At 43.1% G+C, this 21,326-nt stretch carries 19 protein-coding genes; 11 read left to right on the top strand and 8 right to left on the bottom strand.

Features of this window, described 5'->3' with window-relative positions; all coding sequences use genetic code 11:
• Positions 1-96 precede the first annotated feature (96 nt).
• Positions 97-1,032: an aminotransferase class IV gene (locus tag ACOQOA_RS10175; RefSeq protein WP_420548528.1), complete on the top strand. Its 936-nt coding sequence runs from the start codon at positions 97-99 to the stop codon at positions 1,030-1,032.
• 7 nt (positions 1,033-1,039) lie between these two features.
• Here ACOQOA_RS10175 and ACOQOA_RS10170 read toward each other — a convergent pair whose 3' ends face one another.
• The 5 genes from ACOQOA_RS10170 to ACOQOA_RS10150 form a co-directional block, all read right to left on the bottom strand.
• Complete coding sequence (locus ACOQOA_RS10170) at positions 1,040-2,347, bottom strand: hypothetical protein (protein WP_420548527.1); 1,308 nt, start codon at positions 2,345-2,347, stop codon at positions 1,040-1,042.
• 152 nt (positions 2,348-2,499) lie between these two features.
• Positions 2,500-3,021 carry a translation initiation factor IF-3 gene (gene infC, locus ACOQOA_RS10165; RefSeq protein ID WP_155154798.1) on the bottom strand — a complete coding sequence of 174 codons (522 nt, stop codon included), beginning with the start codon at positions 3,019-3,021 and terminating at the stop codon, positions 2,500-2,502.
• Positions 3,022-3,186: 165 nt separating this feature from the next.
• The gene (thrS, locus tag ACOQOA_RS10160; protein ID WP_420548526.1) at positions 3,187-5,136 is read right to left on the bottom strand and encodes a threonine--tRNA ligase; all 1,950 of its coding nucleotides are present in this window, start codon (positions 5,134-5,136) and stop codon (positions 3,187-3,189) included.
• Positions 5,137-5,298: 162 nt separating this feature from the next.
• Positions 5,299-6,246 carry a glycosyltransferase family 9 protein gene (locus tag ACOQOA_RS10155; protein ID WP_420548525.1) on the bottom strand — a complete coding sequence of 316 codons (948 nt, stop codon included), beginning with the start codon at positions 6,244-6,246 and terminating at the stop codon, positions 5,299-5,301.
• Between the two features lie 10 nt (positions 6,247-6,256).
• Entirely contained in the window at positions 6,257-7,633 is a 1,377-nt protein-coding gene (locus ACOQOA_RS10150) for a glycosyltransferase family 4 protein (protein ID WP_420548524.1), read from the bottom strand.
• Between the two features lie 122 nt (positions 7,634-7,755).
• Here ACOQOA_RS10150 and ACOQOA_RS10145 point away from each other — a divergent pair, with 122 nt between their 5' ends.
• Positions 7,756-8,559: an alpha/beta hydrolase gene (locus tag ACOQOA_RS10145; protein ID WP_420548523.1), complete on the top strand. Its 804-nt coding sequence runs from the start codon at positions 7,756-7,758 to the stop codon at positions 8,557-8,559.
• Here ACOQOA_RS10145 and ACOQOA_RS10140 read toward each other — a convergent pair.
• Complete coding sequence (locus ACOQOA_RS10140) at positions 8,549-9,421, bottom strand: SDR family oxidoreductase (protein WP_420548522.1); 873 nt, start codon at positions 9,419-9,421, stop codon at positions 8,549-8,551. The genes ACOQOA_RS10145 and ACOQOA_RS10140 overlap by 11 nt on opposite strands.
• Before the next feature lie 46 nt (positions 9,422-9,467).
• Here ACOQOA_RS10140 and ACOQOA_RS10135 point away from each other — a divergent pair, with 46 nt between their 5' ends.
• The 4 genes from ACOQOA_RS10135 to ACOQOA_RS10120 all read left to right on the top strand — a co-directional run bounded on the left by ACOQOA_RS10135 (position 9,468) and on the right by ACOQOA_RS10120 (position 14,860).
• Positions 9,468-10,286 (top strand): tetratricopeptide repeat protein, encoded by an 819-nt coding sequence (locus tag ACOQOA_RS10135; RefSeq protein WP_420548521.1) that lies wholly within the window; start codon positions 9,468-9,470, stop codon positions 10,284-10,286.
• A 96-nt stretch (positions 10,287-10,382) separates the two neighbouring features.
• Positions 10,383-11,609 (top strand): aminotransferase class I/II-fold pyridoxal phosphate-dependent enzyme, encoded by a 1,227-nt coding sequence (locus tag ACOQOA_RS10130; protein WP_420548520.1) that lies wholly within the window; start codon positions 10,383-10,385, stop codon positions 11,607-11,609.
• 150 nt (positions 11,610-11,759) lie between these two features.
• On the top strand, positions 11,760-14,171 hold the full coding sequence (locus tag ACOQOA_RS10125) for a DNA translocase FtsK 4TM domain-containing protein (protein ID WP_420548519.1): 2,412 nt from the start codon (positions 11,760-11,762) through the stop codon (positions 14,169-14,171).
• Positions 14,171-14,860 carry a LolA family protein gene (locus ACOQOA_RS10120; protein WP_420548518.1) on the top strand — a complete coding sequence of 230 codons (690 nt, stop codon included), beginning with the start codon at positions 14,171-14,173 and terminating at the stop codon, positions 14,858-14,860. Before ACOQOA_RS10125 ends, ACOQOA_RS10120 begins: the two co-directional genes overlap by 1 nt.
• Before the next feature lie 3 nt (positions 14,861-14,863).
• Here ACOQOA_RS10120 and ACOQOA_RS10115 read toward each other — a convergent pair whose 3' ends face one another.
• Entirely contained in the window at positions 14,864-15,646 is a 783-nt protein-coding gene (locus ACOQOA_RS10115; RefSeq protein ID WP_420548517.1) for a sterol desaturase family protein, read from the bottom strand.
• Positions 15,647-15,819: 173 nt separating this feature from the next.
• Between ACOQOA_RS10115 and ACOQOA_RS10110 the strand changes: the two genes are divergently transcribed.
• Positions 15,820-16,587: a gamma-glutamyl-gamma-aminobutyrate hydrolase family protein gene (locus tag ACOQOA_RS10110; protein ID WP_420548516.1), complete on the top strand. Its 768-nt coding sequence runs from the start codon at positions 15,820-15,822 to the stop codon at positions 16,585-16,587.
• A 148-nt stretch (positions 16,588-16,735) separates the two neighbouring features.
• Positions 16,736-17,527 carry an exodeoxyribonuclease III gene (gene xth / locus ACOQOA_RS10105; RefSeq protein WP_420548515.1) on the top strand — a complete coding sequence of 264 codons (792 nt, stop codon included), beginning with the start codon at positions 16,736-16,738 and terminating at the stop codon, positions 17,525-17,527.
• Between the two features lie 23 nt (positions 17,528-17,550).
• Here xth and ACOQOA_RS10100 read toward each other — a convergent pair whose 3' ends face one another.
• Positions 17,551-19,062, bottom strand: a complete 1,512-nt coding sequence (locus ACOQOA_RS10100; RefSeq protein ID WP_420548514.1) for a penicillin-binding protein activator — start codon at positions 19,060-19,062, stop codon at positions 17,551-17,553.
• Positions 19,063-19,182: 120 nt separating this feature from the next.
• On the opposite strand from ACOQOA_RS10100, the gene rsmI reads away from it, so the two are divergent.
• From rsmI to ACOQOA_RS10085, 3 genes are all read left to right on the top strand, one after another.
• Entirely contained in the window at positions 19,183-20,079 is an 897-nt protein-coding gene (gene rsmI, locus ACOQOA_RS10095; RefSeq protein ID WP_420548513.1) for a 16S rRNA (cytidine(1402)-2'-O)-methyltransferase, read from the top strand.
• The gene (locus ACOQOA_RS10090) at positions 20,072-20,446 is read left to right on the top strand and encodes a YraN family protein (RefSeq protein ID WP_420548512.1); all 375 of its coding nucleotides are present in this window, start codon (positions 20,072-20,074) and stop codon (positions 20,444-20,446) included. The genes rsmI and ACOQOA_RS10090 overlap by 8 nt, the downstream gene beginning before the upstream one ends.
• Positions 20,447-20,555: 109 nt before the next feature.
• Entirely contained in the window at positions 20,556-21,212 is a 657-nt protein-coding gene (locus ACOQOA_RS10085) for a BON domain-containing protein (protein ID WP_420548511.1), read from the top strand.
• Positions 21,213-21,326 lie beyond the last annotated feature (114 nt).

The following is a 21,326-nucleotide window of genomic DNA, read 5'->3' as shown; positions in this document are numbered from 1 at the left end:
TCACAATTTCAGAAATTTAGGGCAGAAATCCCAGACAAAACATGTCACTCTTTAGGTTACAAACTGACCATATACAAATTCAGGGAAGATTGGCAAATGACAAAACCCGTTTTGCAACACCATTATCAAGACCCACGTCCCTATCCAAAAGGGGTGGCCTATATGGATGGCCAATATATCCCGATGAATGAAGCCAAAATATCTGTTCTTGATTGGGGATTTTTGCGCTCTGACGCCACTTATGATGTGGTCCATGCTTGGGAAGGCGCTTTTTTCCGTCTTGATAAATATGTGGATCGCTTCCTCAACAGTGTTGAAAAGTTACGCATGACTTTACCTGTGGAACGTACAGAACTAGAAGATATTCTACATAATTGTGTAGGTTTATCCGGCCTTCAAAATGCCTATGTGGAAATGATTTGTACCCGTGGTTCTTCCCCCACCTTTAGTCGCGATCCAAGGGATGCGGATAATCGTCTGATTTGTTTTGCTATTCCTTTGGGCTCTATCGCCAATGAAGATCAACAAAAGCGTGGCCTTCATATCGCTATCAGTGATGTGGTGCGCATTGCCCCGCAATCGGTAGACCCCACCATTAAAAATTATCATTGGCTGGATTTAATTGCGGGCCTGTTTGAAGCTTATGATAGAGGTGCAGAAAATACCTTGCTTGTGGATCTTGATGGCAATATCACCGAAGGCCCGGGCTTTAATATCTTTGCTGTTAAAGATGGCGTGGTCTACACCCCGTCTTCCGGTGTGTTGGAAGGCATCACCCGTCAAACCGTAATCGACCTTTGTGCGGAACTAGGCATAGACTGTAAAATCCAATCCTTACCAAAAGAAAACTTCTTAAACGCGGATGAGGTTTTCCTATCCTCCACTGCCGGTGGCCCACAATTTGTCTCAAAAGTTGATGACACCATCCTACAAAATAGTGCCGCAGGCCCCGTCTTCTCCAAAATCAAGGACCTCTATTGGCAAAAACACAATGACGCCAACTGGATCACCCCGATTAATTATGATGAGTAAGGAACGCCTAACGCAATCTGAAATGATTGCGCAAAGCCAAACCCAGCAAAAATAGAAATAATAGGGATAGGCCGGTTTGCGTGTAGGACAATAGCGAAACCCAAATATTCGGATCACCACCAAATAAAACAGTTTCAACTTGGTCACGCGTAGACTTTGATTGGCTGAAAAAACTAAACGTATTTGCCAAAGAATATTCAGCCGCATTTTCCACATTTAAATCGATTGATGCAAAACTGCGCCAATCCAATTTCTCTGATAGGCTTAGAAAAACCCCAAAAAATATAATAAGCTGCGCCAACCATAATATAATAGGCTTCTTAATACTGCGCCCATAACTGCTTAACTTATCAAAAGCCAAATCCATCAAAGACGCCGCATTGCTCATCAGCTCAGGATGCCAACGCTTCGCCCGCATCTCCATCGCCATAAATCGTAGGGCCTGCGTGTGGTCTTTATTATCTTCTGCGATTTCTTTTAAACGTCTTAATCTTGCTGAATCCTCCTCTTCTGAGGCATAAAGCACGGAAAAAATTTTAAATATTTTTTTCTTCTTAACTGATAAATGACATTTGATATTGTGCACTGAAAACTGGTTCGAGATTTTTGTATCTATCAAATCTGGAATGAATTTCATTTCATTTTTTGGAAGTGCCAAATAACGTTCAAATGTGCATGATCGAAATGACAATTTATATAAATTCTCCGAGCTGTTTAATTCATCAAAACTTACATTGCGTGAAAACCTACAACCTTTAAAATCGAAATATGTTGAACTTCCCACTTCTGCATTTACATCAAACTTCCCATCAAAATCAGTTTTAGAAGCATAGAAATAGAAATAATCTAACTTATTTCCCAAAAACAAGAAATCTGAATTTTCAAAAGAAGTACGAGTGAAAATTAAACTAACATCTCTTAAATTTGAATGAATTATATCAAAGCTATTATCACTAAATGTTGTATCATGGCACCATATTTTTGTTTGATTAAATTCTACATTTACAAAGTGTACCAAATTATCTGAAAATTTTATATGATTGAATTTTAATTCATTCTCTTTAAACCGACACCTATCAAACTTAAGTACATTTCCAGAACTAAATGATGAATACTCAAAGAGTATTTCACCTTTTGGAAAATCTAAATCATCAAAGGCGACAGGCTCATCCTCGTTCAAATATATAGAAAAATCTACATCTGAAAAATCTACATCCCCAACTGGATTTTCCCCTACCCATTCATTCCAAGCCTCACTCCCTTGAAGCCACAAATTTACTGCATCTTCCCCACTTAATATAGTGCCTACACTCATCAATTCCTCCTCAACACAACCAAAAATTGATTTTCACTGCACACCCCTCTTTTTGCAAACAAAAACCGTGCTGGTTGCCCAACACGGTTTCTTTAATTTCTTGTATTTGCCAAGAGAATTACTCCAGCAAACTTAAGTGTGAGGCTGTGCCTCTACTTACTAGCCTCAGGGGCAAGCACCATCACCATTTGACGGCCTTCCATATTTGGTTTGGCTTCCACTTTCACCTTGTCGCCCATTTCTTCGCGAACACGGTTAAGGACTTCCATACCTAATTCCTGATGCGCCATTTCACGTCCACGGAAACGAAGAGTTACTTTAACTTTATCGCCCGCATCGATGAATTTATGCATGTTTTTCATTTTTACCTGATAATCATGCTCATCAATATTCGGACGGAATTTAAGTTCCTTCACTTCGATGGTTTTTTGTTTTTTACGGGCTTCATTCTGTTTCTTTTGCAGCTCGTATTTATACTTACCAAGATCCATGATCTTAGCCACAGGCGGTTTCGCGCCTGGTGAAATTTCCACCAAGTCTAGACCAGCTTGTGCTGCGCGTTGAACAGCGTCACGAGTTTTTACAACTCCAACATTTTCCCCAGTTTCATCAATAAGACGCACTTCGGCTGCCTCAATAGATTCATTTGCACGAGGTCCGGACTTTTCCGGCATTTGTGCGTTACGTGGACGGCGTATGCTTTCCTCCTTGGGCCTTCCTTTTGAAGACCACCTGACCAGTTTTTCCAAATTCGATAGCTGCATTAAAACAAAGCTATCTGTCGCTTTCAAGGGATTTCATGTCGAAAAGACCTGAAATCCCTTAATTTTTAAGCGTTATCACTCACCACTAGGTAAAGCAGCTTCGGATTTTAGCAATTCAATTGCCGCATCCAGTGACATCACTTCCTGTGCCTTACCGCCCAAACGACGGATCGCCACAGTTTTTTCTTCGGCTTCGCGTGCACCAACAACCAAGATCAATGGTACTTTCTTCACAGAATGATCGCGCACTTTGAAGTTAATTTTTTCGTTTCTGAGATCGCATTCAACGCGCACACCTGCCGCTTTCAATGCATTGGTTACTTCCTCTGCATAGTCATCCGCAACAGATGTGATGGTTGCCACAACCGCCTGTGTTGGCGCCAACCATACAGGGAATTTGCCTGCATATTGTTCAATCAAGATACCGATGAAACGCTCAAAAGATCCAAGGATCGCACGGTGCAACATCACAGGGCGATGTTTTTCACCATCTTCACCTACATAGGCCGCATCCAGACGTTCCGGCAATACGAAATCTGCTTGCAAGGTACCACATTGCCAGTCACGACCAATAGCATCCCGCAATACAAATTCAAGTTTCGGACCATAGAAAGCCCCTTCACCCGGGTTCAATGTATAAGACAGACCTGCTGCTTCGGTTGCTTCTTTCAACGCCGCTTCGGATTTGTCCCAAATCTCATCTGTGCCTGCACGTTTTTCAGGTCGGTCAGAGAATTTCACCGCGATTTCCGTAAAACCTAAATCTTTATAGACAGATTTTAACAGATCGATGAACACTTTGGTTTCTGAAACAATCTGATCTTCGGTACAGAAGATATGCCCATCATCCTGCGTGAAGGCACGCACACGCATAATGCCATGCAATGCGCCACGTGGCTCATACCGGTGACATGCGCCCATCTCTGCCATACGCATCGGCAAATCTTTGTAAGACCGGATGCCTTGACGGAAAATCTGAACATGGCCCGGACAGTTCATCGGCTTTAACGCCAACATACGTTTTGCATCTTCAGCCGCAGCTGAATCAACTTCATCTACCTCGGCGATGAACATATGCTCATGAAACTTATCCCAGTGACCGGACATTTCCCAAAGCTTACGATCCACCAATTGAGGTGTTTTTACCTCAACATAGTCAGAGTCATTGATGCGTTTACGCATATAATCTTCAAGTGTTGAATAAAGTTTCCAACCTTTTGGATGCCAGAAAATCGCGCCAACAGCTTCTTCCTGAATATGGAAAAGACCCATTTCACGACCAATCTTACGATGGTCGCGTTTTTCCGCTTCTTCCAAACGTGTCAGATAAGCTTTCAGTTCTTTATCATTGCGCCAAACTGTACCATAGATACGTTGCAATTGTGGATTATTGGCATCACCGCGCCAATAAGCACCCGCCAATTTCATCAATTTGAAAGACGTACCCAAACGCCCTGTGGATGGCAAATGCGGACCACGGCAAAGATCAACCCATTGATCGCCTTGACGATACATGGTGATGTCTTCGTCTTCTGGCAATTCCAGAACCCATTCCGCCTTAAATGTTTCACCATTTTCAGTGAAATATTTATGCACATCTTCACGAGACCAAACTTCGCGCACGATTTCGTCATTGCGCTCAACAATTTTGCGCATTTGTTTTTCAATCGCGGCAAAATCATCTGTTGAAAATGGCTCTTCACGATGGAAATCATAATAAAAACCATCATCTGTAGATGGACCAAAGGTGATTTGTGTGCCTGGGAATAACTCCTGTACTGCCTGTGCTAAAACATGGGCCCCATCGTGGCGCAACAGATCCAAGGCTTCTTCATCATCTTTTTTAACCAAGGACACTGTTGCGTCGGTAGTGATCGGACGATTTAAATCCCAGTCTTCACCATCTACCTTTGCAAGGACGACTGCTTTCGCAAGAGATTTACTAATGGATTCAGCTACTTGTAAACCAGTAACTGCTCCTTCAAAATCTCGCTTGGAGCCGTCCGGAAGCGTTATCGCAACCATGATCGTATGTCCTTTATGTTTGTATTTAGAAATTTTCGTGCGGTGAAATCCAAACAATTTTAGATTTACCGTGTGTGGTTCATACTGGAAACGGCTTTGAACCGCAAGTAAAAGCGGGGGAAAAACACCTGTTTTTGCGGATATTTAATCGAAATCGGGTGATTATGTTTCTGGTTGTGACAAATGTGCGATAGAACGCAACTTTCCAAACACATCCGGCACAGGAAGATTACTTAAATCCGGCACCCGTAAAATTTCGACTTCTGGTCCACGTTGACCACATAGATCCGGATTACTGGCATGGGAAAACAAAGCCAAAGTCGGCGCCCCTGCTATCGCTGCCAAATGGGTTGGGCCCGTATCATTACCAACGGAAAAACGTGCTTTTCGGGCCAAGGCGGCAATTTCAAACAATGTGGTTTTACCAAGTAAACTTATAGCTTCCGGGCATTCCGCCTGAATTTCGTCCGCTTCTTTTTCTTCTGCCTTGGTTCCCAAAATCACTGGCGTAATGCCTTCTTGAACCAATCTCGCCGCCAATTGCCCATAACTTGATCCCGGCCAGCGCTTGTCCGGACGATGTGGCGCCCCACCAGGAATAAGCAACGCATAATTTTCAGGTAATCCGAATTTAGATGGATCTGCTTCCATCCAACTCACATCGGGGAAAGGCACATCAGTGATGCCTGCCATGGATAATTGTTCTGCCTGACGATCCACCGTATGCATAAAATCCCGATTTGGATTTGCATGGGGGTGACTAGACCCTTTTGCAATACCAGACCATTCAGGTTTCGGATTTCCCATTAGTCGATAATAGGAACTGGATCGGTCAGATGTTTGCAGATCGTAAACGCGCGCAAACTTACCTGACCGCAACTTATTACGAAGTTGCAACATTGCTTTTATATTAAGCAATTTCGGCCGTTTATCTACGATAACTTCCTGAAACCAACCACTGCGCTCCGCAATATCCACAAAAGGTTTTGTTGTAAGCAATGTCAATTTAGCATCTGGATGATGACGACGAATGGCCTGCATTGGACCTAAGGCTTGTACAAAATCACCTAAGGCGCTGAGTTTGATAATCAGGATATTTTCTGAAGTCATCTTCGTATTATTACTTTGCTTTTGGTTGCGCTGCTTTTGCTTTTGAAGATTTCACCTTAGCTGCCTTGGTTTTCGCTTTGGCAGATTTTGCCTTCGTCTTCTTTGTTGCCGTTTTCTTCGCAACTGCCTTCTTGGAAGCAGCCTTTTTTGTCGCAGACTTTTTAGCCGTTACTTTCTTCGCAGAGGCCTTTTTGGGCTTTGGTTCAGCTGACGTTGTCTCTGACTTCTTCTCTAATGGTAGATCAAGAATTTCGCGATATACATTCAATGTACGACGCAACATTTTCTCATTAGTGAAATTTTCATGCACACTTTTTATCGCACGATCATGAAACTCTTTTCGTTGAGCTTCATCAAGCGAAAGCGCTTTTTTCAACATACGGGCTAAATCATCCGGATCACCCGGCTTAAATAACCATCCGGTCACACCATGTTCAATTTGCTCAACTGCCCCGCCATGATGTGGTGCCACAACTGGGCGACCCATGGCTTGTCCTTCAACGGCAACACGACCAAAGGCTTCCGGGTCAGTTGAGGCAGACACCACCACATCCGCCAATTTATAAGCCGCCGCCATATCACGACATTCCCCAACCACATGCACACGGTCATCAATGGAAAGTTCTTTTGCCAGCGCTTCGACTTCGCTTTGATATTCAGGGCGTCCAGAACCAACAAGCAGACAACGCACATTCATATCCAGTTTACCTAGCGCCTTCAGCAACAAGATTTGTCCCTTCCAGCGCGTTAAACGGCCAGATAACATCACCACAGGCACCCCATCAGGCAAACGCCATTCTGTCGCTAATTTCACCACACGAGAAGCAGGTACTTTTTCCGGATTAAAAACATCTAAATCCATGCCACGTCGTACGAGGCGTATTTTGGACCAAGGGGTTTTATAATTTTCCATCATATGATCAACGATAAATTCGCTGATGGCGATAACCTTTTCGCCTTTCTGCATCACAGAGTTATAAAATTTCTTAATCGGGCCGTCGAAATTATATGTGCCGTGAAACGTTGTCATAAAAGGCACGCCTAAACGACGACAGGCGAAATAGGCACTCCATGCAGGGGCGCGACTACGCGCATGCACAACAGATACATTTTCCCGCTTAATAACTTTTTCAAGACGTTTAATATTCTTGAAAATCGTAAAAGGGTTCTTGCTATCCAACGGCAAAGTGACGTGCTTTGCCCCGACACGTTCTACCTGATGTACCATTGGGCCACCGGCAGAAGTTACAACAGATTTAAACTCTGCAGCTTCGGTCGCAGCGGCCACATCCACACTACCACGTTCCACGCCTCCTGTATGAAGCGCAGGCAATACTTGCAGGATCACAGGTTTTTCACCCTGTTGTTTTTTAACGTCCGTGGTCAATTTAATCTCTTTCCTATAGAAGAACCAATGGATATCCTTGGTCCATCCTGACCCGCCCCCATCCATAGATCGATACTATTTTATGGGGAAGTTTACATTTTCACCAGTGGTAAATCATCAGAATGACTAAAGAAAATACTAAAGCAGCCTCATTTCTAACCAGAAATACCGATTTGGGAGAGGCTCAAATCGCATATTTTTTCCATGCTTTCAAGGAAAGTAAGGATATGAATACACCAACCATCGTTTTTTGTGGTGGCTTCAAATCCAATATGGAAGGTAGCAAAGCTCTTTTCCTAAGAGATTTCTGCGCTAAAAACAAACTGGACTATTGTCGATTTGACTACCAAGGCCATGGTATTTCCTCTGGTGATTTTGCAGATGGGACTATTGGTGATTGGTTTCAAGATACACTAGCAATTATTGATCAAGTGACCACGGGCCCCCTTATTTTAGTTGGATCTTCCATGGGTGGCTGGATGAGTATGTTGCTAACTCACGCTAGACCTGAACGTATTAAAGGCTTGGTTCTTATTGCGCCAGCACCTGACTTTCCAACCAAACTGATGTGGCCCGAACTTGATGAGGCTGCGAAACAGGATCTAGAAACCAAAGGCGTCTGGTATCGACCGTCCGAATTTGAAGGCGAAGAATCCTATCCTATTTCCATGAAGTTTATCGAAGAGTCAAAATCCCATAATTTGTTAGACGGCTCTGTTGAATTTAATGGTCCTGTCCATATCATCCACGGTTTGGAAGATGAAGTTGTGCCAAATGATCATCCATTTAAAGTGGCTGATTGCCTGACCTCAACTGACATCACCATTGAAATGGTCAAAGCTGGTGATCATCGCCTGTCTAATCCGGATGAATTAAACCGTCTTGGAAAACGTGTTTTAGAGATTGTTTCAAAAACTACAACATAGCCTTTAATGCATCACGATAATCAGGCCAGAGGAGTTTGACGCCAAGCTCCTCTTTAATACGTTGATTTGAAACACGCTTATTATCACGATAAAAACTGCGGGCCATCGGACTTAAATCGGCTGTTTCAAAATCAATTAAATCCGGTTTATCGACCCCAAGTAAATCACATGCATAAGCGATCACTTCTTCGGGTGGGGCTGGATTATCATCACATGCATTATAAGCCTGCCCACCATTCGGCTTCACCATGGAAGCCTCCAAAATCTGTGCGATATCTTCGATATGAATACGGCTGAATACCTGACCCGGCTTATTAATACGGCGACCACGTCCTTGTTTCACGGTTTCCAATGCATTGCGGCCGGGCCCATAGATACCTGCCAAGCGATAGGTATGGGTCGGTATTTGATGATCTAACCATAATTTAAACCAAGCCGCTTCGCCATCCACACGTTTTTGTCCACGTGGGCCAGTTGGTAATTGTTCTGACTCTTCATCTACCCATCCCCCATCACGATCACCATAGACGCCAGTTGTCGACAAATACCCTACCCAATCAAGATGAGTGGCAGCAGCCAAATCATCAAAATGCCATTTCAAGACGATATCTACTTCCTCCCCCTTAGGCGGGACAGAGCTCATAACATGCGTGACAGATTGCAAAATATTATCGAACCCATCTAAGGCTGTTTCGCCATCAAATGCATATAAAGTGATGCCCAACTCTTTTAATTCGAGCGCCTCTTCAGGATGTCTTACTGTTCCAGAAACTTTCCATCCTTTCGCCAAAAGCTTGCGCGCCAGAAAAGTCGCACTATATCCAAGGCCAAAGACAAAAAGATGCTTGTTTGTTTCTGTCATGTCTGTAATTTCCATCAAAGTATTAATTGAGCAGCAGGATTGCCGAATGTTATTTGCCAGAGCTTATTCACTGATTTCAGATAAATCTAGCGGAATTCTTAACCGAATTTCAATTATCGCATCTTTCTTGCTGGTGACGAATTTTACCTCAGCTTACGCAGAAACCACCGATGTGGATTTCACTCATAATCAATCCTATCGTGGCTGCATTATCCTGGCTCATAAAGATGCGGAAAGAGCTTTTGAGACGGCTCTGTCCTGGGAAGATGAAGGTGGAGGATTACCCGCCCGCCATTGTGCCTCCATCGCATTGTTTAATCTGGAACATTATCAAGAAGCAGCGGAACGCCTACAGCAACTCGCTAAAGACATGCCTGAAACAGTTTCACCGCAAATTGTTGCAGATATTTTAGGGCAAGCCGGGTTGGCGCTATATACGGTTGAAGACTACGGAAATGCACTAGAAATTCAAACCGCAGCCTTAAAACTACATCCTGAAAACATCACTTTATTGATTGATCGTGCCCTCACCCAAATGGAATTAGGAAAGGGAGAGGAGACCATCAAAGATCTCAGCGAAGCGTTAAAACTTGAAACAGATAATCTTGAAGCATTGACCTATCGCGGATCCGCCTATCGTATTGAGGAAAAATTTGATCTTGCGCTTGTCGATCTTAATCGTGTCTTGGCGCTTGAGCCAACCAATCCAGAAGCATTATTGGAACGCGGCATTGTTTATCGCTTACAAAATAATAGAGAAGCCGCAAGAACAGATTGGTTAAAACTGATTGAATATCATGATGGTCGTCCTGCGGCTGATATGGCACAGCGTAACTTACAAAAAATGGAACTGGGTGAAGAATAAGATAATTGCGCCCATACAATTCCAAACTTTTCCTGAATAAAAGCTTATGATAAGCCTCAAAACTACAAGCTCTCGTCTAATAAAATGGATTAAGATATGTCCGATCAAAGTAACACTTCTCTTGTCGAACAATTATATGACTACCCCTATAATCGTCTGAATAAATTACTTGGCCATATCAAACCGGATCAAGACGCATTGCTCACCCATATCGGTGAACCGCAAGGTAATCCGCCTAAACTACTTGAAGATACCGTGGCAAAAAACGGCCATCTTTGGTCCAAATACCCCCCCATCAAAGGCACTATTGAATTTCGCCAAGCTGCCATAGATTGGGCAATAAAACGCTATAACTTGCCTGAAAATTATCTTGACCCTGAAACTCATGTCATTCCAGTCAACGGCACGCGCGAAGCTTTATTCCAAGCGGGTCTTTATGCAGCAGATCGCAAACGTGCCCAGTTGAATAACAACGAACAACCGATCATCTGCCTGCCTAACCCGCTTTATCACGTGTATTTTGGGGCTGCTTTGATGGGACATGCCGAAGCTGTGATGGTTGATGCGACCGAAGATAATCATTTTATTCCCGATTTTGAATCTTTGCCTGAAGAAACGCTAAGACGTACCGCCTTGGTATATCTTTGTACTCCGGGAAATCCGGTAGGTACTGTTGCAAGTTTGGATCGGCTAAAAGCCATGCTTGAAGCCGCCCGCAAGTATGATTTTATCTTGGCAGTCGATGAATGTTATTCCGAAATCTGGACTGATGAGCCACCCGCAGGTGGCTTGGATGCAGCAAAAGCAATAGGTGATAGTCTAGATAACCTGCTCGTTTTCAACAGTTTATCCAAAAGATCCAGCGCCCCGGGATTACGATGTGGCATGGTCATTGGTGAAACTAAATTATTGCAAGATTTAAATATGCTACGAGGATATGGGGGCGCGCAAGTGCCCGGCCCCTTACTCGCAGCCGCGACCGAACTTTGGAAAGATGATGCCCATGTGGTTGAAAATCGTGACCTTTATCGTCGCTTGATTTCCATTGCCGATGAAGAATTGGGTAATTTAGCGGGTTATCGTAGTCCTGATGCAGCCTTTTTCGTTTGGTTTAATACTTCAAAACATGGATTAAGTGGTGAAGAGGCTGCCGCCAAACTCTGGCAAGAAGAAGGTATAAAAGTCATGCCGGGTCGCTATATGTGTCGTGCGGATGAAAAGACCGACAAATCCCCGGGGGATGACTATATTCGCTTGGCCTTAGTACATGATGAAAAAACCGTGAAAGAGATTTGCACCAGAGTCCGACGCAGTTTAACCTAATTTCTGACATAATTCTTATCTATCACCAAGAAGCTGCTGAAAGCTTTCATTTCCATTTTATGGCGGAATCACTGTAAAGTGGGAGGTTCTGCTTTTTTGGCAGTCATACTTATTCGATCCACAATGTTGGAACAAAGAGGTTAAAAGCGCATGGCTCAAGCGCAAAAACAGAAAATACGTTTTCTGCCAGATGGCGTTGCGGAGATCATTAATCGACGTATGATTAAATTTGGCGGCCTTGTTTTTATGGCACTTTCCCTTGCCTATGCCCTAGCATTAGGCAGCTATAACGCCGCAGATCCAAATTTCAATCACGCGACCCCAGACTCACCAACCAATATCTTGGGCATGGTGGGTGCTTATATGTCTGATGTTTGTTTACAGGCGTTAGGTTTGGCATGTGCAGCTCTGGTTCCAGTGATTTTTGGTTGGGGTTGGCGTGTTTTCTGGGATCAGGCAGTTCATCATTTCTGGGCCCGCTTAAGCTTACTTCCACTACTTTTACTCTTCAGCTCTTTAAGCTTCGCCGCCATTCCAGCGCCAAGTGAATGGCCTATTTCTGCAGGTCTTGGCGGCTTTACCGGCCAATTACTGTTAAGTTTATTCACGAAGCTTCTGCCTATGGTGGATAGCGTATGGTTTGCCCTTGGTTTTGGCATCATCGCTATAGGTTTATTATTTTATATTATGGGTATTCAGCCGAGCGAATGGCTGGCCACGGCCCGCGGTATCGGGCAAATGGGCAAAAAGGTTACCGATGGCATTCGTAATGCAGGTGACCTAAAAGATAACCTCCAAGAAGCGGCCACGGAAACATTATCCCGCGTCAAAGGGGAAAAGATCGAACCGACATTTGCCAAAGCGCCAATGCGTCGTGACAAAGTAGAACCAGCCCCCATTCCGGTGCCTAAACGTGATGACCGCGTCGAAACACCAGTTGAGCAACCAAAGCCAAGTAAAAAGGCCGTGGCAGAACGACAAATCGCTTTGGACTTACCACCGAATGATGGTGATGAGTTTCAAATGCCGCCGCTTAATTTATTGGACGACTATTCAGGCCAACATCAGGCAAAAGAACAAAATAAAGCAGGCCTTGAAGAAAACGCCCGCATGTTGGAAACGGTTCTCGATGATTTTGGGGTGAAAGGTGAAATCGTCAAAGTCCGACCGGGACCTGTTGTCACCCTTTATGAGTTAGAACCAGCGCCAGGTACAAAAACCAGCCGTGTTATCGGTTTGGCAGATGATATCGCACGATCCATGTCTGCAATTTCTGTACGTATTGCCACGGTTCCGGGACGTAGTGTAATCGGTATTGAAATGCCAAATTCTGATCGCGAAATGGTCCATCTTCGTGAATTATTGGCATCTGATACATTTGATAGCAACAAAGCCAAATTACCGATCGTTCTTGGTAAAGATATTGGCGGCGGGCCTGAAATTGCAGACCTGGCAACTATGCCTCATTTGTTGATTGCAGGTACCACAGGATCAGGTAAATCCGTTGGTTTGAATGCGATTATCCTATCCTTGCTGTATAAGTTCTCACCTGAAAAATGTAAGTTTATCATGGTGGATCCAAAGATGCTGGAATTGTCCGTTTATGACGATATTCCACATTTGCTTTCCCCGGTAGTCACCGACCCGAAAAAAGCTGTCGTTGCCTTAAAATGGGCCGTGCGCGAAATGGAAAACCGTTATCGCGCCATGTCCAAATTATCCGTGCGTAACATCGACGGCTATAACAAACGTGTGACCGAAGCTGCACAAAAAGGTGAGACCATATCACGTCAAATTCAGACAGGCTTTGACAAGGAAACAGGTGAGCCGATCTTCGAAGAAGATACAATGGATCTCACCCCCTTACCGTATATTGTGGTCATCGTGGATGAGATGGCCGATTTAATGTTGGTGGCAGGTAAAGAAATTGAAGCCTCTATTCAACGTCTTGCCCAAATGGCCCGTGCTGCTGGTATTCACTTGATCATGGCAACACAACGTCCATCCGTAGACGTTATTACAGGTACCATTAAAGCAAATTTCCCAACCCGTATTAGTTTCATGGTGACATCCAAAGTAGATAGTCGCACGATCCTTGGCGAACAAGGGGCGGAACAATTGTTAGGCAAAGGGGATATGTTACATATGGCAGGTGGTGGCCGTATTAAACGTGTCCATGGACCATTTGTTGATGACAGTGAAGTTGAAAATGTCTGCACCTATCTGAAATCTCAAGGTCAACCTGCTTATATCGAAGCAGTTACTGATGAAGATGACACAAGCGGCGGCTTTGATACGGATGTTAGTGGCGCTACAACAGGTCTTGGTAGCTTGGACGGTGGCAAATCAAATAGCGGTGATGCTTTATTTGATGAAGCTGTTGCACTTGTGGCACGTGAACGCAAAGCGTCCACCAGCTTTATTCAACGTCACTTGCAGATCGGCTATAACCGTGCTGCCCGTATCATTGAGCAAATGGAAAAAGAAGGCATGGTATCAAGTGCAAATCATGTTGGTAAACGCGATGTGCTATTACCGGACCATAGCGGAGAAAACTATTAATGTTGTTTCAATCAACAGAATATTTGAAAAGCAAATCTTTCACGCGTCGTCATTTCCTGAGACTTCTAAGTGCGACAGCGCTTATCACTGCGACGGGTCTGCCAAATTTTGCAAATGCCGCGCTAACGACGCCGGATCTAAATGACCCGGAAGTTATCCGGTCTCTGGAAATGGCTGAAGAATTCTTTTCTTTACTCACCACTATGGAAGCCCGATTTATACAAGCCAATCCAGATGGTTCTTATCTGGAAGGCGATATGTATATGCACCGCCCGGGGCGTATGCGATTTGAATATGATGATCCGGTTCCCATCTTGTTAGTAGCGGATGGCACTTTCTTTATTCATGTTGATAAACAGCTGAAACAGGTCATGCATATTCCGTTAGGTTCAACACCTGCCAACTTTATGCTCAGCGAAGACCTGTCCATTAAAGATGGCTTGAACTTGATTGGCTATGAACGTGTCAATGGTATCTTGCGCATGCAGTTTGAACAAACAGATGAGCCTGAACTGGGCAGCATGATCCTGACTTTTACCGATGATCCAATGATGTTGAAACAATGGACCATCATTGATGCACAACAAAACAGAACAACAGTGACCATCATTGCACCGCGTTTTGGGGACGAACTGGACCCTGATCTCTTTTACTTTGTTAACCCTTGGAATAAGCGCAGAGATAACTAAAATTTAAGGTTTATCAATGGGGCGTCGGATAAGGCCTAGAAAACTTCGCTCCGTTCTGCCGCTCACACCCATTTTCATATCAACGGTCCGATTATTTTTCGCACGTGATCTAAACAGGCGATCCCAAATGGTGAGTAAATTTCCATAATGACTATCTGTATCCGCACGCACAGCATGATGATGCATCCAGTGCCAGTTCGGCGTCACAAATATCTTTGAGATAACGCTATCAGTCTGATCTGAAATCCGGATATTTGAATGATGGAAAATAGAACAGATCAGAACCACCGTTTCAAAAATTAATACGGAAGCAAGTGGGATATCCATTAATAAAATGACCCCGCCACGCACCAAAGCAGATAAAATCACTTCACCAAAATGAAACCGTGTAGCAGAAGTCACATCTAAAAACTCATCCAAATGATGAACTTCATGAAAACGCCATAGGAACGGTATTACATGGTTAAGTCGGTGCCACCAATAGATAAAGAAATCCAATATCAATAGATCAAGAAGAAGGGTCCATGTTTGATCCCAAAAAATCGTCCCAAATTCACCACGCCAGTTAAATCCAGCTTCGCTCGCCCATAGGGTTATCGGAATCACAATAAGCGGCGAAATCACAAAATTGATCCCAACCAGCCCAAAATTTCGACCCCATCTTTTGAACCGCGCAATGCCCTGAAACGGGGAATGGGCTTTTGGTGCAAGAATTTCAATAGCAAAAAACAAAGCTGCCCATACAGCAAGGATAGCAATTTTGTAATTCAACAATTCATGCAACATGAAACAGATCCTGAAACTTTCTTATCATTCTAGGGATGATTTTTGCCTATTTGGAAAATCACTTGAACCTTCGCATGTCTTGCAGGAACAGCGCAAGCGTCGTATATTGCAAAAAGTGATCACATTTTTGCGATGATCAGGATTTAAGATAGAAGCATAATAATAGGTGCCTTATGACAACAGCAGCTTTACCTTTAATCGGTGTAACAGGAGACACCCTTCCTGGCGGTGAATCCGTTTTTTATAAAGTTGGCGATAAATATATCCTCAGTGTTGTTGAAGCGGCAGGATGTCTGGCTGTTATGATCCCGCCTATTGCTGACCGATTACATATGGAAGCCTTGTTAGATAAATTGGATGGTGTTGTCTTCACCGGAAGTCCAGCTAATATCGAACCTCATCATTATGGTGCTGAAAGTCAACAAACCGAAGATCAATTGGATCGCGGTCGGGATGCCACCAATCTACCGCTTCTACGTAAAGTTCTGGATCGCGGCATGCCTGTTTTCTGTATCTGTCGTGGTCATCAAGAATTAAATGTAATCCATGGCGGCACTATGCATCAATATGTTCATGACATTGAAGGCAATAATGACCATCGTGCCGATACCTCCATTCCTTTTGATGATCGCTACACTCCAAAACATCCAATTAAAATTCAACCCGGTGGTATTTTAGAAAAACTAAATGGCGGCTTGGATGATGTTTGGGTAAATACAGTCCATGAACAAGCGGTGGATAAACTTGGTGAAGGATTACAAGTTGAAGCAACAGCTGAAGATGGGGTGATCGAAGCCATTAGTGTTAAAGATTATCCAAACTTTATGGTGTCTGTACAATGGCATCCTGAACATGTGCGTGCATTGGAAGTACCTCTTAATAAAAAGATGTTTGAGGCATTTGGCAACGCAGCACGTGATTGGATGAGCAAACGCGGTTAACAAACCAATTTTCATTTCGATATCAAAACATAATTAATCACGGAAAAGCTGTTTTTCTGCAGCAACTGTGATATCCGTCCTTGTTGAGTGTTTAGAACGCCTCTATGCTGATTGAAAGTCATTATGAATTCATCAGAAAGTCGATCACATGCGCTTGGTAACCTGGAACATTAACTCTATCCGTCAACGTCTTCATTTACTTAGACAATTAGATGATGAATATAATCCAGATGTTGTGTGTTTTCAGGAAACAAAAGCGCAAAATACCGACTTCCCTATGGAAGATGTGAAAGCATTAGGTTTCCCCCATGTCTATATTGTAGGCATGAAGGGATATAATGGGGTGGCGATTTGTTCAAAGCTTCCCCTAGAAAACGAGACACAAAAAGACTGGGTTGGAAAATCTGATTGTCGTCATCAATCTGTCGCGCTTCCAAATGGAATTGAGGTACATAACTTTTATGTGCCTGCAGGTGGAGACGAACCAAACCCGGAAACCAATGAGAAATTTGACCATAAACTAAAATTCCTTGCGGAAATGACCGATTGGTTTCCTGCTGAGAAAGATAACTCTAAGCCTATGATATTAGTAGGTGATTTAAATATTGCTCCGCTTGAAGACGATGTTTGGAGCCATAAACAGCTTTTAAAAGTTGTCAGCCACACACCGATAGAAGTTGAAGCCTTGAATAAGGTTATGGACGCCTTTGGCTGGATTGACGCCATGCGTCAAATGATCCCAACGCCTGAAAAACTTTATAGCTGGTGGAGTTATCGTTCCCGCGATTGGCGCAAGGCCAATAAAGGTCGACGCCTTGATCATATATGGATCACGGAACCGTTAAAGGACAAGGTCAAAGATTTAAAAGTAATCGTGGATGCGCGTGGCTGGGAAAAGCCATCTGACCATGCACCTGTTTTAATTGAACTGGAAGATTAAGAGATCAAATACAAACTATTGATTTAATTTGTTAATGGTTGATCAAAGCTTTTAGGCGGTGGTGCAATAACCTCCGCCTTACTTTTATTGATTTGCTTCACTGCTAACAAACGTTCTGCATATCCAAAACTACTTAACCGGAATAATCCTCGTACGCCTTGATACCCCCGATTATATTCCAAACGTGCCTGACTGAAATCCGGGCGATACTCACGTCCTGCAAGAATAGATGTTAAAGCGACAGCTTCATAAGCAACCGAAGCTAGGTTGAGCGGAATTTCATTATAGAATTTCTTATAATGTTTCGCAAAACGGTTCCAACCTGTATCAGGATAAGATGCATACCATGACCCCACTAATGGTGGTTCATTGGATAAGTTACCCATATCATCCCAGGCTGAAAGTCCTAAAAAGCGCACAGTTGGTTGATCAACTTCATATTGTGATAACTGAGCCGAAATGGTGCGTAAGGTGAATTGATCCAGCGCCGCCACCAAAATTGCCTGATAATTCACATCACCAATAGTTTCTCTTAATTTCAACTGTTTTAAGGCAGCCTGTGCAACCTCATCATCACGCTCTTCCAGTTCTTCCACTTTTCTACGCCATTCATTATGACGATTGCGGTAATTTGCCAAATCACGGGTTAGATCCGTAAAGTCAGTTGCAGTCGGGTCATAATATTCGACACGCTTTAATGTAATGCCTAGAATTTCTGCATAGGACTGCGCAGTTTCCACCACAATCTGCCCATAGATATTATTTGGCACCAAAACCACATAATCCCGTAACCCTTGCTGGCTTGCATATTCCAAAACCTTTTCGACTTCGAAACGAGGTGAATTCCCTAGGATATAAACACCATTTCCAGCAGCATCCAGACGGTTATTAAAACTCATCATTGGAATATCTTCACGTTTGGCGATAATAGAAGCCGCTTGTACATTATCACTCAATAAAGGCCCCAGAATAACATCTGCACCTTCAGATATTGCCTGTTCCGCGACTTGAGCCGTGGATTGCATATTTCCTTTTGTGTCATATGGGATCAGTTCTATGGTTGGATTGCCTTGATCAAATAAAGCCAGCAATGCTGCATCATTTAAAGTTTTTGCAACATTGCGCAAGCCTTCATCCGGTGCTGAAAGGGGTAGTAAAAGAGCAATTTTTGTCCGCTCAGTATTGGCAGGCAAAGCGTCCTCATTCACAATGACGCCTTGATTTGATTGACCATTCGCCTCATCTAATTCTGCCTGTAATTCTTCATCAGAAAGAGCCAGCTCATTACTTTCAAATGTCTCCGTATTTTCTGCGGCTTTTGGTAATCCTTCCATATCAGGTCCAACCGGTGGCAAACCATCTTCATTATCCGTCTGCCCCGAACCGAATAAAGTTACAGTGATTTCATCCTGCTTCTGATTTGATGGCGGTTTCGCACATGCTGTGGCAAGCCCAATCACTGTCAAAGCCAACAAAACGGGCTTCACCATTTGCAATGCATATGTGAATTTCAAATTATTATTTTCAGTTTTCATCACGTTTATTTGCCTTACGCGGACTTATACCATCGCCAGAAGCTGCGAATTACTTTATGTTGACCCCAATCAAACTTTTCACCCACCCATCCAGATAATTGGCTAATAAAGATCTAAAAAATGAACCAGCAAAAAGAAGACTATACAGACTTTAAGGCGGAATTAGGGCCAAGTAAACAACACAAAAGTAAAATTCAATCAGGTCTTTACGTTGTTGCCACACCAATTGGAAATTTGAGAGATATTACATTACGCGCTCTGGATGTTTTAGAAGCTGCTGATCTGGTTCTTTGTGAAGATACACGCATCACCAAACGCCTGCTACAAGCTTATAGTCTAAACAAACCTCTTCTGGCTTATCATGATCATAACGCCGATAAAATGCGCCCAAAAATCATGGAAGCCTTAGAGGCTGGTAAAGTTGTTGCACAAGCTTCTGATGCGGGTACACCTTTAGTATCTGACCCCGGTTATAAACTGGTTCGCGACTGTATTGAGGAGGGGCATAAAGTTTACCCAATCCCCGGTGCATCTGCCCCACTCACCGCTTTAGCTGCAGCGGGTTTACCCAGTGATCGTTTTTTATTTATTGGTTTTTTACCAACAAAGAAAAAAGCAAAAACGGAGTTTTTAGCACAGGAAAGTAAATCAGGCGCTACATTGATTTGCTTCGAAAGTCCAAAACGCCTGACATCTACTTTATCAGATATCGCAGAAATTTGGCCAGATCGACAAATTGTTGTTGCCCGCGAATTAACAAAAATGTTTGAAGAATTCAAACGAGGAACCGCAAAAGACGTATCTGATCATTATACTGAAAACGGCAATCCAAAAGGAGAAATTGTCATTTTGCTAGAACCTGCCAAACAAGCAGAATCCAGCGAAGCAGATGTAGACAATATGCTAAAGGAGGCGTTAAAGTCCAATTCAGTACGCGATGCTGCTGCGATTGTAGCGGAAGCAACAAATCTTCCTAAAAAGCAAATCTATAAAAGAGCGTTAGATTTAAATGGTTAAACTGTTAAATAGAAGTCACGTCAAAGGACAGATAGCTGAGCGAAAAGCGCGTTTATGGCTGCATCTAAAAGGTTATAAAGTCTTAGAATATAGATATAAAACGCCAGTAGGCGAAATCGATATTCTAGCCAGAAAAGGCGATAGTTTAATAGCGGTTGAGGTCAAGGCACGCCAAACAGAAGAAGAAGCTAAAAACGCTATTCAACAAAAACAATGGGAACGTATTGCCCGGGCCATAACCTTTTATCAAAGTAAACATCCTGAGGTCGTGGCTTGTGACATTCGATTTGACGCCATCTTTGTGGTTCCAATGAAAATGACGCCCATTCATATTAAAAACGCATGGAATCCACCCGCAAGCCTTTAAATACCCAAAAATTGCCATATTTCAGGTCTAGTCCATATAGGCGAAGCACCTTATACTTAATTGTATAAGGGTTATTATCAGAAAATGTTTATAAGTCAGGTTATAGCTGGTGTTACTTACAAAAAAATTTAAAAAATTAGTTGCAGCGCCTTTGGTTCTTGCATCTACGCTCATATTATCTGCTTGCGATCCTGTTAGTCTTGCTATTGGTGCAGGGGCAGCCGCGGGATCTATGGCCTTAGAAGAACGTGGATTTGAACAAGCGGTTGTTGATCGTGACATGGCTTATCAGATTTCCCAAGCATTAAGTAAGCATGGCGGGTCCGACTATATCAATGTGAGCGTCAATGTTATCGAAGGCCGCACATTGTTAACAGGTACTGTAAGTGATCGTCAATTACGCCTTGATGCGATTGAACTTGCCTGGAAAGTTGACGGTGTAGAAGAAGTATTCAATGAAATTCAAGTTACTGACAATGGCGGTTTTCTTGATCTTTCCCGAGATTTATTGATTAAAAGCAACTTGTCTTCAGCCATAACTTTTGATGATAAAATCCACGCCGTTAACTATAATACTTCTGTTGTGAATGGTACTGTTTATTTATTTGGCATCGCTCAAAATGACGCAGAGCTAGATCAACTTATTGCACAAACGAAACAAATATCATATGTGCGCCGGGTTATCCCGATCGTTCAGTTAAAAGACGATCCAGCGCGTCTTGACTGGTTAAAAAAGCAAAAAGAGAAACCAGAAACTGATTCATAAAAATATCATTTTTATCTTATAGTTAGAAGATATAACTGAAGAACAGGAACAAGAATAATTCCTGTTCTTTTTTATTTAGGGATTGTAGTTTACCTTAAGCCACCTTATCTGGCT

Origin of the sequence: Curvivirga sp. (assembly GCF_965219885.1) — a bacterium.
In the GTDB taxonomy this organism is placed as follows: domain Bacteria; phylum Pseudomonadota; class Alphaproteobacteria; order UBA8366; family Aestuariispiraceae; genus Curvivirga.
Note: the sequence above shows the minus strand (reverse complement) of the source record. Positions and strands in the feature narration are given on the sequence as shown.